Source organism: Neobacillus mesonae (assembly GCF_023715155.1).
Classification (GTDB): domain Bacteria; phylum Bacillota; class Bacilli; order Bacillales; family Cytobacillaceae; genus Neobacillus; species Neobacillus mesonae_A.
This window is the reverse complement of the sequence record NZ_JAMBNQ010000031.1, coordinates 21,460-37,869: the sequence shown is the minus strand read 5'-3', so window position 1 is coordinate 37,869 and position 16,410 is coordinate 21,460. Positions and strand designations below refer to the sequence as shown.

Genomic DNA, 16,410 nt, shown 5'->3' with positions numbered 1-16,410 from the left:
CTATCAGGGACAGCCAAAACTAAAAATGATATTTTCTTTTAAGACAAACACATTCCATACCTCCAAACATATGGTATTAAAAATGTTTGGAGGTATTTTGGATGGAAAATAAACAAGCCCCTAACCCTGCACCTGCAAGATCGAAATGGCATCTTTTTGAAATTATTGGAATTGTACTTGTTTTCGGTTCACTCATCCTTTTATTATTTACACCAAATTCCCTGTCTTCGTTATTCGATACGATTATTAAGGAAGTTAAACCCATCGTTGTTGATATTTTCCTAACAAGTGAAGTTGGTATAGCAATTATAGTAAGCGTAATTGTCGGCCGGATTTTGGAACGGCTGGGTTTTACAGATGGATTGATTCGCCTTTTTGTTCCGATTATGAAATGGTTCAAGATTAATCCATCGGTTATTATTCCAAGTGCTTACAATATCCTAGGAGATATAAATGCCGCTGGAAAAATTTCTGGCCCTATTTTGGTCAAAGCGAATGCGACAAAGGCTGAACAGAAAATAGCCGTTGCGACAATGATACAATCCCCGCAATCATTCGCTACATTTGTTCTCGGTTTGATAGCCTTAATAGCGTTTGGCATCAGCGCATTTCCGGTTTTGATTTTATCTATTTTTGTACCCATTATTGTGGTTCCCTATCTTTTGTCCAGAACCATCTATCGGGATACTAAACGTGTAGAACTTGAGGAATTACCACGATTCACACCAAATACTCGATTTCTACAAACCATTTTTTCATCGGCAAAGGAAGGTGCGGAACTATTATTCCTTATTATTATTCCCGCAGTTGCAGCGGTATTTTTCTTTATTGGTGTATTGAAATACTTGGGTGTGTGGGAGCCGATTGAAACTGGACTGTCTGCCATACTAACTTTTTTAAGTATTGAACCAACTACTGGGATTGTTTCCATACTCGCTGCCCCAACACTTGCAGTTGCTCAACTTGCAGAATTAGCCGGCTCTATCGACCCGCGATTAATTGTTGGATCTTTTGTTTTAGCTAATTCTGGCCTTCCGTTATCTGTGATCTTTGGCCAGGTCCCTGTCACTTGGGCGGAAACTTCAAGTTTAAATGAACGAGAAGTATTGGAAGCTGCGATCATTGGAATGGTACTTCGCTTGATTACCGCTTGTATTCTTGGTTATTTCCTTACTCCATTTTTGGTGTGATGTATGATGAATTATATGATTTGTTCTAAGAAGATTGTAACTGTAACCGCATTAGGGACAGTCTTAGATGGTGCGATGGTCGTTTCAGATGGAAAAATTACTGCCGTTGGGAAATGGGCAGATTTACGTAAACAGTATTCAGACACAAAAATGATTGACTGCACAGATAAGGTCATCACTCCTGCTCTGGTCGATTGCCATACACACTTACTTGAATTTGCTCCATCCTCCATTTATCCAGTTACGCCAGAAACGCATTTATTAGCAGGAAGAAACATTCTTTTTCATGCTCTATCATGCGGTATTACAGCATTAGGTGAACAAGTCTGCGGTCATCCTCTTTGTGATTTTTCAATAGAAGATTATCGTCAGGCTTTAGCGGAATTACCCATTGATGTTTCTTTTGCGGCAACAAGTATCTCAATAGGCTTTGAAAAATTAGCCCATTTCACCTCAGTTACGGGTTCAAGAAATGTGGACCAAAGAGAATTGTCCCTCCCCTGTATTGTTAAAGAAATTGCGCGGTCAAGCGAATACCCAGGCGAAAATATCTTTATCAATGCTACCCCGGCAAATTTTAAAGCCACCGAAGTTCCTCGAGCCGGAGAAATTGTTTATACCTTGGAAGAGTTAAAACAGATTGTCGAAACATATCATCAATTAGATAAACGAATCGGCTGTCATGTTGCCGGCAAAGCGGGAATTCAAATGGCACTTGATGCAGGTTTTAATGTACTGCATCACGCCCATGGTATTACAGAGGACCAATTAAATTTTGCCGCAAAGCAAGGAGTCAAGTTAGTCGCTACGCCAATTGGCGGGACTCATTTGAAACCGAATTCACCTGAAGACATTTTAATTGCGGTGAAAAAGGGCATTGATGTTTCCATTTCAACTGACGCTTATCTTCCTCCGCATCCTGAAGCATCATGGCTTCCGTTTTGCAGCCAGTCATTAAAGGGACCAGACGTTCTCATGCTTATTGCACAGCCTGGTATGAAATTGTTACAAAAGCAAGGGTACGGTGAAAATGAAATACTGGCGCTGCTTACTGAAAATCCGGCAAAAATATTAAAAAAAGAGGATCATTTTGGAAGGCTTGAACCAGGTTTAGATGCTAACTTTATCGTCGCAGACGGTGTGCCAGGTTTGGAAATTACTGATGTTGAACAGATTCGAAAGGTGTTTTATCGAGGGAAGAAGGTAATAGACCGCGATCGGTAGTATTAGTTGTTATATGTAACGATGCTAAACATTTTTTACCTGTTTGGTCACATAGAAACTTTAGGTAACAGGGTTGCTTTTTTTCCTGCCGCTTCGGTCACATAGCACCATTCTACGTGTCTTTATTGCTTTTTTCCTACTGCTTCACCACTCTACGTATCTTTATTGCCTTTTTTCGCTTATAGGCTGCCCATCTGGACAGCCTTCCTTAGTGTTTAATCTGGTAAAATGGTTTTGGAAATTTTTGAATCTAGTTTTTCATAATCGTAATACTGAATCGTGTCATAAAGCTCTTTTCTCGTTTGCATGGATTCTAACAACTTTCTTTGAGTCCCATTTGATATGATTTCAGAAAATACATTTTCAACTGCCTTGGCAGCCATTCGTAATGAGGTGACCGGATAAATGACCATACTATAGCCAAATTCTTTAAACTCATAAGCTGAATAGTATGGTGTTTTACCAAATTCAGTCATATTGGCCAGTAACGGAGCATGAACTTGCTGCTTAATTTTTAGAAAATCCTCATTTGTCCTGATTGCTTCTGGAAAAATGGCATCTGCTCCAGCTTCCACATATTCGTTTGCTCTTTCAATCGCAGCATCAAGTCCTTCCACTGCGGCAGCATCGGTTCTTGCAATCACAATTAAAGATGGTGCTACCTCTTTAATGATACGAATTTTTTGACACATTTCTTCAATACTTACTAACTTTTTCCCGTTAAGGTGACCGCATTTTTTTGGTAAGTCTTGGTCTTCAATTTGAACTGCAGCAACCCTTGCTTCCGCCATTTCCTTGGCAGCCCGGGCTGTATTAAGGATTCCTCCATAACCGGTATCAATATCAACCAATAGTGGCAGATTGGCAGCTCTAATTATATCTTTCGCCCTTGCTGCCATTTCTTCCGAATGGATTATCCCCAAGTCCGGCAGTCCCCGTGATGCGGTGTACGCAGCACCTGATAAATACAAAGCTTTAAATCCAACACGCTTAGCAATTAATGCCGTCATACCGTCATGCGCACCCGGAATTTTAAAAATCTCATTATCCTCCATAAGCTTTTTAAATTGTATTGCCGAATCCTTTTGGGAAGTCTCTTGATTCACCATCCATGTCATTTTCCTCTCCCCCTTCCTTACATAATCAAATGTTCCATAAATTCCTGAACAGCTAAATTTCTTAATCGTTCCTTATTATTTAATAGTTTTTCAATTTCTGAAGCTTTTTTTCTAGGGAATCTCGTTACAAGATTCTCTTTGAATTTCTTCACTAATAATGGGATTCCATCATCCCGGCGGAAACGGTGTCCCAAAGGGTATTCGCATTCGACTTTTGGTGTAGAAGTTCCGTCTGTGAAAAATACCTGCACTGCATTTGCAATTGATCGCTTATTTAAATCTAAATAATCAATACTATATTGCGGATCTTCCAAAACCTCCATTTTATCACGGAGATCATCAATTCTCGGGTCTTTTGCGGTTTCGTCCTCGTAATAGTCTGCCTCCACAGTACCAAAAATAAGTCCTAATGCTGTAATATATTGCAGGCAATGGTCACGATCTGCCGGATTTTGCAATGGCCCTGTTTTATCAATAATTCGGATAGCTGATTCGTGTGTAGTAATGACAATTTTTTTAATTTCATCTAATCTGTGTTGGACTTTCCGGTGAAGCTGCACCGCGCACTCAGCAGCTGTCTGGGCATGAAATTCAGCCGGATAAGACACCTTGAACAAAACGTTTTCCATTACATACGAACCAAATGGCTGACTTAGGACTATTTCTTTACCGTTAAATAAAACATCCTGAAAGCCCCAATTTGGTGCAGTTAGAGCGGTTGGGTATCCCATTTCTCCATTAACAGCCATCAATGCCAGACGGACACCGCGGCTTGTTGCATCACCTGCGGCCCAAGATTTCCTTGATCCTGTATTTGGGAAATGGCGGTAGGTTCTTAAGCTGGAATTATCAATCCAGGCATTGGAAACAGCATTAGTAACCTCCTCTTTTGTCCCCCCAAGCATTCCCGTTACAACCGCAGCAGTTGCCACTTTAACAAATAAGACATGATCAAGTCCATTTCTATTTAAGCTATTTTGTAAGGCAAGAACACCTTGAATCTCATGGGCCTTCACCATTGCTGTAAGAACTTCTTTCATTGAAATAGGTTCTTTTCCAGTTGCAATTGCATTCCTGCTGATGTAATCAGCCGTGGCAAGGATTCCCCCTAAATTATCAGAAGGATGCCCCCATTCAGCTGCCAGCCAGGTGTCATTATAATCAAGCCAGCGAATCATACAGCCAATATTGAAGGCAGCTTGAACCGGGTCTAGAACAAATTGTGTTCCCGGGACACGGCTTCCGTTTGGAACAATCGTTCCTGGAACAATCGGCCCTAAATGTTTTGTACACTCGGGATATCTTAGGGCTAAGAAACCACATCCTAATGTATCCATCAGCACATATCTGGCTGTTTCTAAAGCCTCTTCACTAGAAATCTTTGTATCTATCACATAATCAGCGATTGAAACCAGTAACGAATCTGTTTGCCGATTGATTTTATTTACAAGCTGATGCATTTAATATTCTCCTTTCTTTTTGTTGTCAGCATAAGAATAACCCCAGTGACCTTTACAGGATCCAAGTCCGTTGGCACTGGAGCTCGTCATGTTTATATATTACATGGTTCCTGATCCTTTTTTACATATCGACTGATTGGTCAACCTTTGCTTTTCTTCTTAAAGTTTTAAAAATTGGCACCAAAAATGAAGCAAAGGCAATAATGATTAGTACACACGCAATTGGATTGGTAAAGAAAATAGATAGGCTTCCATTAGATATAGTTAAGGCTTGTCTAAAGGATTGTTCCATCATTCCGCCTAGTATAAAAGCAAGCAGCAGTGGTGACGCAGGAAAATGAACTAATCTCATGATATAACCAAGGACACCAAACCCAAGAAGTAAGAATAAATCAAATGTACTAAAGCTGATTCCATAAACACCGATTAAGCAAAAGACAATAACCAAGGAAGTGAGCAAAGGCCGAGGTACTTTTAACACCTTTGATATATATGGGATTAATGGAAGGTTTAATACTAGTAATAGAATATTCCCAATATACATACTTGCAATTACACCCCAGAAGACATCGGGATGATCGCCCATCAATAATGGCCCAGGCTGGATTCCTAACACCATCAAAGCACCTAACATTACTGCCGTTGTTCCTGAACCAGGGATTCCAAGACTTAAGAGCGGAACAAAGGCACCACCTGATGCCGCATTGTTCGCTGATTCAGGTGCAGCTACTCCTCTTATCGCACCTTTTCCAAATTCATCAGGATTTTTCGATAATTTTTTTTCCGATATGTAAGCCAAGAATGAAGCGATGGTTCCGCCCGCACCAGGCAGCACACCAATAACAAATCCGAGGACAGATTGTCGTCCCACGGTTGGGGTAATTTCTTTAAAATCATTTTTTGTTAACTTTAAACTACCAATTGTATTGCTCTTCCCAACTTTTTCTTTCCGAGTAATAATTAATGAAGTAACTTCAGCAAGGGCAAATAATCCTAAAGCTAGAACTAAGAAGTCTATTCCCTCTAATAAATGTGCGTTTCCAAACGTAAATCTCGGTGTACCGGTTTGACTATCAATCCCAACTGTTGCAATCATAAACCCAATGGTGGCAGAAATTAACGCTTTAATGGTGGAACCATCTGATAAGCTGGAAAGAGCTGTCAATCCCATTAACATCAGGGCAAAATACTCCGGTGGACCAAAGGAAATAGCAACCTTCGCCAACGTCGGCGCAAGAAAGGTAAGAAAAATGATACTAATGGTACCACCGAAAAATGACGCAATCGCAGCAGTAGCAAGTGCTTTCCCTGCTTTCCCTTGTTTCGCCATTGGATAGCCGTCAAAAGATGTTGCCACCGCCTCTGATGTTCCGGGCGCATTTAATAGAATAGAAGAAGATGCTCCCCCATATGCTGCACCATAATACACACCTGCCATTAACAGCAAAGCAAGTGCAGGGTCCATGCCGTAAGTAATCGGAATCATCACAGCAATAGCGGTAATTGGACCCAAACCTGGTATCATTCCTATAAACGTCCCCACTGTGACACCAATTAAAACAAAGAGGAGTCCATGCAGACTTAATGCGACTTCAAACCCTGATAGCAAACCATGAAAAACGTCCATGTTAAGACTCCTTTCTAAAATGGTAGAATTCCTTGAGGAAGTTGTATTTGTAATGCTTCAAACAAATAATAAATAGCAAAAGGTAATACAATAGAGACTATTGCATTCGTTATATATTTCTTAAATCCAAGAAACCATGAACAGAAAAATATGAAAAGGGCTGTAATCAAAATGAAACCGATAATTTCCAAGAGGAAAATATAAATCAGAATGAATCCGACCACAACTAGAATGGCAATCAAATCCTCTTTTGGAAGCTTTACTTTTTCTCCTGTTTTTTCATCCTTTATGAAAAATAAGGCAATAGACAGAATAAGAAGGATAACACCTAATCCAATTGGAATTACATTCGAGTCAATCGGAACATATGCATATGAAGGCAGCTTGAAGCTTGCGATTAAATAAATAATAGAAACAAAGAATAGAACAACCGCTGTTTTCTTGTTTGTTGTATTTAACATCTGAGCACCTCCCTTTTAGAAGGAGCCGGCAATTAGCGTCCGGCCCCAAACTATTTGCTATTTTGCTAAACCTAATTCTTCTAGCAATGTCTTAATCTCATTATTTTCTTTCTTTAGGAACTCCTTGTATTCCGAGCTGTTCATATACATTTCATCCCAGCCATACTTTTGACGGATTTCATCCCATTCAGCTGAATCGCTTAATTCTTTAAATTTCTTCTCATAATAAGCTATAGCATTTTTGTCCATATCTGGCGGACCAAAGAAACCTCTCCAATTCACGAATGTTGCATCAATCCCCTGTTCTTTTGCGGTAGGAAAATCTGATAACACATCGCCTTTTAATCTTTCTTCAGAAGTAACGCCTAATACTTTAATTTTTCCAGCCTTTACTTGCTCTACTGTTTCGGCAACACCAGTGGAATAAACATCTGCACTACCATTTAAAATTTGTGTTAAGGCACCACCATCCTGGTCAGATACATATTTAATTTTTGTAATATCAATCCCTGCTGCTTTAGCGATTTTTACAAATTGGATATGGTCCATACTACCTGGTGATGAAGCTCCGACAATTGTGATTTTTGAAGGATCCTTCTTCATATCGGCAAATAATTCATTTAAATTGTTCCATTTTGCATCTGCCTTGACTGCAAATGCAGCATAATCGGCAATGACATTAGCAATTGGAGTAAAATCTTTATAATCAAATTGAGATTGTCCATTCAATGGCACCAACAACATTGGCGGTGATGTGATAAATAATTTATATGGATCTGCTTTTTTGGAATGAATGTAAGCCCATCCTACTGCACCGCCGCCGCCTGGTTTATTGACGACTCCAATATTTTGATCAATAATTTTATTTTCTGATAATACCTTTGCTGCCATACGAGCTGTGGTATCCCATCCGCCTCCGGCACCTGATGGAGCAGTAATTTCAATGGCCTTTTCAGGTTGCCATTCTCCATTTGACTTCGTTGTTTTTTCCGGCTTACCGGAAGATGAGCTGCTGGAACATGCTGCTGAAATGACCATGACGAATACAAGCAATAAAATTGCAGCAATTTTTTTCATAATCCCCCTCTTTTCCTTTAGAATATTTAATTATGTAAATCATCAGGATGTGTAATCATTGTAACGAATCTTCACTTTTATGTAATCGTTTACAACTTTTTAAATTTAAAGAATTTTATGTGTATTTTGTTCATAAAGTTCACGATTTAAAAAACACCTTAAAGCCATGCTTTAAGGTGTTTTCCCATAATATTTACGCTCAGGTCTTCCTACAATACCATATTCCAGTTCTGCTATTACTTCACCGATAGAAGTTAAATACTCTAAATATCGTCTGGCTGTGGTTCTGGAAGCTCCAAGTTTCTCACCGGTTTCTTCTGCAGTTAACCCTGTTTGATTGACAATTTGTCTAACCTTTTGCAATGTTAACGGATCAATTCCTTTGGGCAGCCCCTTTACTTCCGTAGATTTGACTGTTTTCCGATTTCCAAGAAACTGATCTATCGTATCCTGCCCCAGTTCTTCCGCTCCATTCAATAGATTTTGTTTTCTTCTATAGTTTTCGATGCCTTCTTTAAATCTTTCCAATTTAAGCGGTTTAATAATATAATCATAAACACCATTTTTTAGAGCTGTCTCTACCATATGTTTATTCGTCGCTGCGGTGATCATTATGACATCCACCTGAGGGAATTTTTGCCGGATTTTCCTAAGTAACTCTGTACCCAAAATATCCGGCATATAAATATCTAATAATAATAAATCAACCTCGTTTTCCTCGAGCAGTGATAAAGTCTCTTTACCATTTAAAGCTTTACCAACAATCTCGATACCATCTATTGTAAGCAAGAATTTTTCATGAATCCCCGCTACCCGGTAATCATCCTCGGCAATCGCCACTTTTATCAATTTTCACTCCCCCTTTATATCTTTGGAAGAAAAATCGTAAAGACAGATCCGCCATTTTTTAAATTTTGCACCTCGATATAACCGTTAAGTTCTTTTACTGCATCCCAAGCTGATGCTAAACCATATCCCCGGTTCTTCCCTGTCTTAGTTGAGAAACCTCTTGTGAAAATTTTTTCTATATTTGCCGGATTAATTCCATCACCACTATCGGTAATTTCGAATACCACATCATTTCCCATATCAGTAGCGAATATTGAAACTTCCTTTTTTTCTCGATTTGCAACAGCTTCAAAAGCATTGTCAATAATATTACCGAGAATGACAGCTAAATTTGATATACCAATATGTCTTGGCAGTTCTTCCAAAGAACTGTTTTCGTCAATAACAAATGTAATTTTCTGTTCGGATGCCTTGCTGATTTTCCCTAATAAAATTGCTTGTACTTTTTTGTCACAAATTTGTTCAAATAACAGCCTATTTTGATCTTGATGCATTCTTGATTCCTGTTGAATCATTTCAATAGCTTCCTTATATTCTCCAAGTTGCAGCAGTCCTGAAATTACATATAGTTTATTGGAATACTCATGCGTCTGGGCCCGTAATTCTTCAGCATATTTCCTTACCTCTGATAAAGTATTGATCATTTCCCTCATTTCTAATTTGTCTCTGAAACTTGCAACAACACCTACTACTCTATTTTTCTCCATAATGGGGGTCCGGCTTACAATTACAGCTCTGTCTAGTAAAATCATTTCCTGGTCTTGTTCAACTTTTCCGGACTTAATTACCCTATACATATGTGTATTTTTGATAATATTTTCAATCGGTTGATGGATGGCATCATCTGTCAATCCAAGTATATCTTTTGCAGATTGATTCAGCATCGTAACCATTCCTTTATCATCAACAGCAACAATCCCCTCCTTAACGGAAGACAAAATGGCATTCCTTTCGCGATACAATGATGCAATTTCCCATGGCTCAAGTCCCAATGTATCCTTTCGAATATTCCTGGAAAGAAGTACTGCACCAAGTGCTCCAATACATAATGCAATAAATGCAAATGCTCCAATTAATCTCCATTTATATATGATATTTTGTTTAATATCATCAATCATAAATCCAACCGATAAAATTCCAATAATGTTTCCATTATAATCGAAAATGGGTGCTTTTCCTCGAAGAGACGGTCCTAGTGATCCCTTTGCTTTTGATGTATAATATTTTCCTTCATCAATGGCCTTATTGCTGTCTCCACCAACCATCTTTTTTCCGATTTTGGATTCGTCTGGGTGTGAATAGCGGATTTTTTCTTTATTTCCAACAACAATAAATTCAGCTCCGACATCTTTGCGAATATGTTCGACAATCGGCTGGATTGTTTTTGAGGGATTGTCTTCCATGAAGGCATTGCGGATTGTGGGCATGAATGAAACCGTTTTCGCGGTAAGCAAAGCCATTTGTCCCATTTGCTCTTCTGTTTGTTTAGATTCATAGTAGGAAAAAAAAACGGAAAGAAAAATAATTACAAATAATAATAGTGAAAAAATAAGTACAAGTATTTTGGTTTGAAGTGAAACTTTTAAGCAGTTCTCCATTTTTCCCCATCACTCGCCTGTTGTCTGATTAATTCAATTTATCTTAATTCTAGTATAAAGATTGAATAATAGACAATAGGATTATGTTTTTTATTTAAACTTTAATAACATAATTTGTGAAAAAAAGTCGATTATTTTTTGACAACTTTGTGAACAAAGTTTTGACAATTTTGTGAACAAGGTGAATAATAGTAGTATAAAGGGAATTAGGGGAGGGTGTTAGGATGAATTCGCGTACAAAAATCTTACATGCGACAAGATGGACCGGCGGTATTACATTATTGGCGGGTATAATGATCTTCTTATACGGAATTTTCAGCCATATTATGCCTGCGACAGGAATTGGAATCGGTACCATTGTTGGAGCAATCATGTCTTTTCTAATAGGAATGTTCTTTATTGCAACAGAGGAAATGGTGGAAAACACTGAAAAAGGAATTGAAATTACGCCAATTAAACCAAGAAATGGCCTATATTTAGTGAAAAGATAAGAAAAAAGGAAGTACCTAGGTCAGCCCCTCGAGCTGAACAATTCTCAAAATCGAACATATTAATTCTATAAATAAAGAAAGAGAGCATCGTAATAAAATGCTCTCTTTCTTTAATACATTACATATCCCAAAGGAAAATAAGCAATGTGCCGAAAACCGTTATAAGGGCTATGGCCATCATAAAAGCTACTTTTCCATAAATAACCCATTTATCATTTGTTTCACCAGCGTGCATGAACACAACAAGCTGCAACAGAGCTTGAACAAATGCTGTAACAAGCAGAACTACCATACCTTTTGCAAAGGACATGTTTAAGAAATATACGGTAAGGGCTGCTGCCGTTAAGATTAATGAAAAGACAAAGCCCATTATTTGTTTACGCGGAAATAATTCGCTCATCTTACATCATTCCTTTCAGATAGATGAAGCTGAAGATAAAGATCCAGACTACATCTAGGAAGTGCCAATACAGTGAGAAGATAAATGATTTATTAGCCGTTTCAGGTGTTAAGCCGCTTTTTTTGACTTGCAAAAGAATGGCTGTTCCCCAGAATAATCCAAAAGTAACGTGTGCTCCATGTGTTCCTAATGTTGTCATCAGCATGGCTGTAAATGCACTTGTCTGCAATGTGGCACCTTCATGGATATACGTAATAAACTCATCAATTTCAAAGCCAATGAAAACCAGGCCAAGAAGAAGGGTAATCACAAAGAATGTCATCATTGCCTTTTTGCGTCCGATGCGCATTGCGTGAACACCAAGGCCAATCGTAAAGCTGCTTGTTAATAAAACAAAAGTTTCAATTAAAACAGGAGCAATTTCAAATATTTCCGTGCCGTTTGGACCGCCTGCAGTTCTATGCTCTAATGTAAAATACGATGTAAAAAGTGTAGCAAATAGCATGATTTCAGCTGCAAGGAAAACCCAAAAGCCAAAAATATTCAAACCGTTTTGTTTCGTACTATATTCTAATGGCAGCGAGTGATCGACTTTCATTAGTTAACACCTCGCAATTTGGTTTCAGTTTCTTCAATTTCTTTAACAGAAATATATCGGCCATGATCCCGTTCAAATGAACGAAGTGCCATACATGCAAAAATTGCAAGGATGGATAGAATAGCTGGAATCCAAAGTGAGAAAACCATCGAGAATCCCCATACAAAGAAGATGGCACCCATTATAAATGGAACTCCGCTGTTATTTGGCATATGGATTTTTTCCAATTTACCTGGGAATAATTCATGACCTTTTTTCTTAGCATCCCAGAACGCTTGACTTGAAGCCACATGCGGTTCAATCGCAAAGTTATATTCTGGAATTGGAGTATGTGTTGCCCATTCAAGTGAACGTGCGTCCCATGGATCAGCACCAATGTTTCTTGGCGAATAACGAATACTGTAATAAACATTATAAACAATTAAAGCAAAACTGATGGCCATAACCCCTGCACCAATGAAGGAAAGCATATTTAATGGTCCATATCCAGTTGCTTCTGAATAAGTGTACATACGGCGCGCCTGTCCGTCTAACCCAGTAATATACATTGGGAAGAAGGCTAAGCAGAATCCGATGGATAAAAGCCAAAATGACCATTTCCCAATTCTTTCGTTTAACATAAATCCAAACATTTTTGGCCAATAATACGTAAGACCTGCAAGCATTGCAAAGACAACACCAGGGATAATCGTATTATGGAAGTGTGCGACTAAGAACATTGTATTATGATACTGGTAGTCAGCAGCTGACATTGCCAGCATAACCCCTGTTACCCCGCCAATTACAAATAGCGGAATAAAACCGACGGAATATAGCATTGGAACAGTGAAGCGAATCTTCCCTTTCCATAATGTAAATAACCAGTTAAAGATTTTAACACCAGTCGGTACAGCAATTGCCATAGTTGTGATCGAGAAGAAACTGTTTGCAACTGCTCCCTGCCCCATCGTAAAGAAATGGTGCGCCCATACCATACATGAAAGAGCTGAAATAATAACCATGGAAGCAACCATTGATTTGTAGCCATAAAGATTTCTTCCAGAAAATGTTGAAATGATTTCACTATAGATACCAAAGGCAGGCAATATCAGGATATAAACTTCGGGGTGTCCCCAAACCCAGAAAAGGTTGGCCCAGAGCATATCCATACCGCCATTTGAAGTGGCAAAGAAATGTGTTCCAAATAACCGGTCGAACGTTCCCATTGCAAGTGCCACTGTAATGACAGGGAAAACTGTAACTATAATTAGGTTTGTTACTAAAGTAGCCCATGTGAACATTGGCATTTTCATCAGTGTCATGCCAGGTGCTCTCATTTTAAATATAGTTGTAATCATATTAATACCGGTCATAAGTGTTCCAATACCGGAAATTTGTATGGCAAGCATATAATAGTTCGTTCCAACCGATGGACTAAATTCATTACCAGCCAGCGGGAAATAAGAAGTCCACCCTGCATCAGGCGATCCGCCGATTACGAATGATATATTAAACAGCATGGCACCGAAGAAGAATAGCCAGAAGCTTAATGCGTTTAATCTTGGAAATGCCACATCTCTTGCCCCAATTTGTAATGGAACAACAAAGTTCATAAATGCAAAGATGAATGGCATTGCCATAAACATGACCATGATAACCCCATGTGTTGAGAAAACTTCATTGTAATGTTGTGGATCTAAAAGCTTATTATCAGGTACAGCAAGCTGTGCCCGAAGCATAATCGCGTCCACTCCGCCCCGGAATAACATAATTAAGGCAGAGAGTAAATACATAATTCCAATCCGTTTATGGTCAACGGTTGTTAACCATTCACGCCATAAATATCCCCATTTTTTAAAATAGGTCAGTCCCGCTACAATGGCCACCATTGTGAGGGCAATAGCAACCATTGATATATAGATTGCTAGACTTGGATTTGGTATGGCAAATCGTTCAAAGAACTCCATCCTAATAACTCCTTTCGGAAAAATATTCATCTATGACAAATTTTCCTTCTTTTTTACTCATGATTATGGTTTTCTGACATATCCATATTTCCTGTCATGTCCATATTCGATTTTTCAGTTGGACCCTCTTGTTTGGCAGAACCGCTGTGATTATGCCCTGGCGGAGGATTGAATCCTAGGTGTGTTCCAGTGAAGGTCATTTGACCTAGATGTCCTGGTTTTAATAGTTTATTAAACTCTTCTTTTGTTAAAGGTTTGGCAGATTTTTTTACGTCTTTTACCCATTTATCAAAATCTTTTTGCGACACTGCGTTGACATTAAATGTATTTTCAGCAACTCCCTTACCGCTGAAGTTGGCGTTACGGCCCATCATTTCGCCTGGCTCATCAGCAGCTAAATGCAGTGTCGTCACCATATCGGACATTGCGTATTTCTGACCGCCGAGCTGTGGAACCCAAAAACTTGTAATCGGACCATAAGAATATAATTTAAATTCAATTGGACGGTCTGTTGGGATATATAGGTAGTTAACTGTTTCAATATTTTCTTCTGGATAACTAAAATGCCATTTCCAGTCAGATGAAGATGCATAAATCACTAAAGGTTCTTTATCCTGATAACCTTGTGGTTTTGCTTCTACAATATAGTTACTTTGTACAGATACAATAGAGAAGTAAGTAACAATAATGACCGGAATCCCGACACAAAGAATCTCAACCCATTTGTTTCCTTCAATGTGAGGCGGTTCGTAATCTGGGCTTGCCTTGGAGGCACGATATTTGATTAACACGTAAATCAAAATTGCGAATACAACAACCACAATAAATGACATGATGCCAATTGATAATAAAATATCGTGAGCTTGCCTTTTAGCTTGCGGTCCTTTAGGATCAAGAACCATGAGCGGCTGGCATCCTGTAAGCACTGTTGTAATAGTAAGAACAAGCATTAATAAAGCCGATTTTAATTTCATACTGCTTCCCCTTTCCTTTTTCTGAGAACTTTATATTTTCTGTGTTCCAAGAACTTTCTATTGGTATGTGATTTAAATCACATCTTTACAATTATCTTAATACCATTTAGTTTTAAAAGACACCTTTTCAGAGGATATGTCACTAAATGTTCAAAAACAGAATGACAAACTGAATTGGAAGAACAATTTAGTGGCATTTTATTTTAGAAAAGGGTATTATAAGAGATTATTTTCATAAACCAATCAGGGATAAGATGTTTCTCATGTCAAAAAGAAAGCGGAGCAGCTATTGCTCCGCTTTTATTAATTATTAATCAAATTGTAATTTATAATCTTCTGATTTAATCACTTTTAATTTTCTTGAAAAAATAAATATAAGACCGAGATTTAAAACAATGGGCAGGATGAAGAATGTACTAAGCATAATAGAGATGTTTTTAACCGTCCAGCCCCCTTCTGCTAAATTAATATAATTTAATGGACCAACTAATCCTGATAATCCGAAGCCTGCACTATATGGAGTGCCTTGAATATTAAATACCCCTGCCAATCCTCCAAGTATTGCCGCACTAATCAACATTGGAAAGGCGATTTTGGGTTTCATAAAGAAGTTTCTCATTTGTATTTTCGGTGAACCCAATACATGTGCCAAAGCAGTACCCAATGAGTTTGCCTTGTAGCTTGCAAATGCTAAACCAACACCAGCTGAAACAATTCCAAGGTTCGCTGCACCTGACCCGATACCCGAAAGCATAATTACAGTCGCTACTCCAACCGTCGAAATTGGTGACAAAATTAAGACACAAAAGAATACTGCAATAATTGCCCCCATCAATACCGGCTGGAGTGTTGTCACATGGGCAATCCCCATTCCCAATAATCCAGTTGACTTCTTAACAAATGGCAGAATCAAGTATCCGATCATGCCGGGTACTAAAATACTAAGAGTCGGCAGTAATAAAATAGCATAAGCTTTTAGTTTATTTCCAAGCAATCGAACAAATAAAACGGACAGAGCTGCTGTAATCCCAATATTTAAGGTTATGCCAATCCCATTTAATGTAAATACACCGTCAGCAGTCTTTTGCACCACACCACTGCCGACCATAGAAGCTATTCCAACACTGGCTGTTTGTATTGGTGTTAAATTAAAGGTAATTCCGACCATAACACCAATCAAAATAGGCAATAAGCTCATTACAAACACCGTAATATCTAAAACAGACTGAAGGGCCGGAAAATGAGGCACAAATAGTTTAAGAATTTCACCTAACAACGCATTTGGAATTAACGCAACAACAATTCCAATGCTCATCCCGTTCAACAGCTTGCTGAAAAAATCTTTCATTCTAATTATCTCCTATCCTTATATATTATGTTAAGATAATTATAAAAAA

15 protein-coding genes are annotated in these 16,410 nt (G+C 38.4%); 3 read left to right on the top strand and 12 right to left on the bottom strand.

Going from position 1 to position 16,410, the window contains the following annotated elements; genetic code table 11:
• Positions 1 to 101 precede the first annotated feature (101 nt).
• Positions 102 to 1,190: a hypothetical protein gene (locus M3183_RS20035; RefSeq protein WP_251472434.1), complete on the top strand. Its 1,089-nt coding sequence runs from the start codon at positions 102 to 104 to the stop codon at positions 1,188 to 1,190.
• A gap of 3 nt (positions 1,191 to 1,193) precedes the next feature.
• Positions 1,194 to 2,414, top strand: a complete 1,221-nt coding sequence (locus M3183_RS20030) for an amidohydrolase family protein (RefSeq protein WP_251472432.1) — start codon at positions 1,194 to 1,196, stop codon at positions 2,412 to 2,414.
• 215 nt (positions 2,415 to 2,629) lie between these two features.
• On the opposite strand, the gene prpB is transcribed toward M3183_RS20030, so the two are convergent.
• The 7 genes from prpB to M3183_RS19995 form a co-directional block, all read right to left on the bottom strand.
• Complete coding sequence (prpB, locus tag M3183_RS20025; protein WP_251472431.1) at positions 2,630 to 3,532, bottom strand: methylisocitrate lyase; 903 nt, start codon at positions 3,530 to 3,532, stop codon at positions 2,630 to 2,632.
• 17 nt (positions 3,533 to 3,549) lie between these two features.
• Positions 3,550 to 4,992, bottom strand: coding sequence for a bifunctional 2-methylcitrate dehydratase/aconitate hydratase (locus M3183_RS20020; protein WP_251472430.1), 1,443 nt, complete (start codon positions 4,990 to 4,992; stop codon positions 3,550 to 3,552).
• A gap of 121 nt (positions 4,993 to 5,113) precedes the next feature.
• A complete protein-coding gene (locus M3183_RS20015) occupies positions 5,114 to 6,619 on the bottom strand; it encodes a tripartite tricarboxylate transporter permease (protein ID WP_251472429.1) in 1,506 nt (501 codons plus the stop codon).
• A 14-nt stretch (positions 6,620 to 6,633) separates the two neighbouring features.
• Positions 6,634 to 7,080: a tripartite tricarboxylate transporter TctB family protein gene (locus M3183_RS20010; protein ID WP_251472428.1), complete on the bottom strand. Its 447-nt coding sequence runs from the start codon at positions 7,078 to 7,080 to the stop codon at positions 6,634 to 6,636.
• 57 nt (positions 7,081 to 7,137) lie between these two features.
• Complete coding sequence (locus M3183_RS20005) at positions 7,138 to 8,157, bottom strand: Bug family tripartite tricarboxylate transporter substrate binding protein (RefSeq protein WP_251472427.1); 1,020 nt, start codon at positions 8,155 to 8,157, stop codon at positions 7,138 to 7,140.
• A 171-nt stretch (positions 8,158 to 8,328) separates the two neighbouring features.
• Positions 8,329 to 9,006, bottom strand: coding sequence for a response regulator (locus M3183_RS20000; protein WP_251472426.1), 678 nt, complete (start codon positions 9,004 to 9,006; stop codon positions 8,329 to 8,331).
• Between the two features lie 14 nt (positions 9,007 to 9,020).
• A complete protein-coding gene (locus M3183_RS19995) occupies positions 9,021 to 10,604 on the bottom strand; it encodes an ATP-binding protein (protein ID WP_251472425.1) in 1,584 nt (527 codons plus the stop codon).
• A 224-nt stretch (positions 10,605 to 10,828) separates the two neighbouring features.
• On the opposite strand from M3183_RS19995, the gene M3183_RS19990 reads away from it, so the two are divergent.
• Positions 10,829 to 11,095, top strand: coding sequence for a hypothetical protein (locus tag M3183_RS19990; RefSeq protein ID WP_251472423.1), 267 nt, complete (start codon positions 10,829 to 10,831; stop codon positions 11,093 to 11,095).
• Positions 11,096 to 11,213: 118 nt separating this feature from the next.
• Here the strand turns inward: M3183_RS19990 and qoxD are convergent, their stop codons facing one another.
• The 5 genes from qoxD to M3183_RS19965 all read right to left on the bottom strand — a co-directional run bounded on the left by qoxD (position 11,214) and on the right by M3183_RS19965 (position 16,361).
• Complete coding sequence (gene qoxD / locus M3183_RS19985; RefSeq protein WP_251472422.1) at positions 11,214 to 11,495, bottom strand: cytochrome aa3 quinol oxidase subunit IV; 282 nt, start codon at positions 11,493 to 11,495, stop codon at positions 11,214 to 11,216.
• Between the two features lies 1 nt (position 11,496).
• Positions 11,497 to 12,093 (bottom strand): cytochrome aa3 quinol oxidase subunit III, encoded by a 597-nt coding sequence (gene qoxC / locus M3183_RS19980; protein WP_251472420.1) that lies wholly within the window; start codon positions 12,091 to 12,093, stop codon positions 11,497 to 11,499.
• Positions 12,093 to 14,039 (bottom strand): cytochrome aa3 quinol oxidase subunit I, encoded by a 1,947-nt coding sequence (qoxB, locus tag M3183_RS19975; RefSeq protein ID WP_251472419.1) that lies wholly within the window; start codon positions 14,037 to 14,039, stop codon positions 12,093 to 12,095. The genes qoxC and qoxB overlap by 1 nt, the downstream gene beginning before the upstream one ends.
• A gap of 53 nt (positions 14,040 to 14,092) precedes the next feature.
• Positions 14,093 to 15,013: a cytochrome aa3 quinol oxidase subunit II gene (qoxA, locus tag M3183_RS19970; protein ID WP_251472418.1), complete on the bottom strand. Its 921-nt coding sequence runs from the start codon at positions 15,011 to 15,013 to the stop codon at positions 14,093 to 14,095.
• A 310-nt stretch (positions 15,014 to 15,323) separates the two neighbouring features.
• The gene (locus M3183_RS19965) at positions 15,324 to 16,361 is read right to left on the bottom strand and encodes a PTS sugar transporter subunit IIC (protein WP_251472417.1); all 1,038 of its coding nucleotides are present in this window, start codon (positions 16,359 to 16,361) and stop codon (positions 15,324 to 15,326) included.
• Positions 16,362 to 16,410 lie beyond the last annotated feature (49 nt).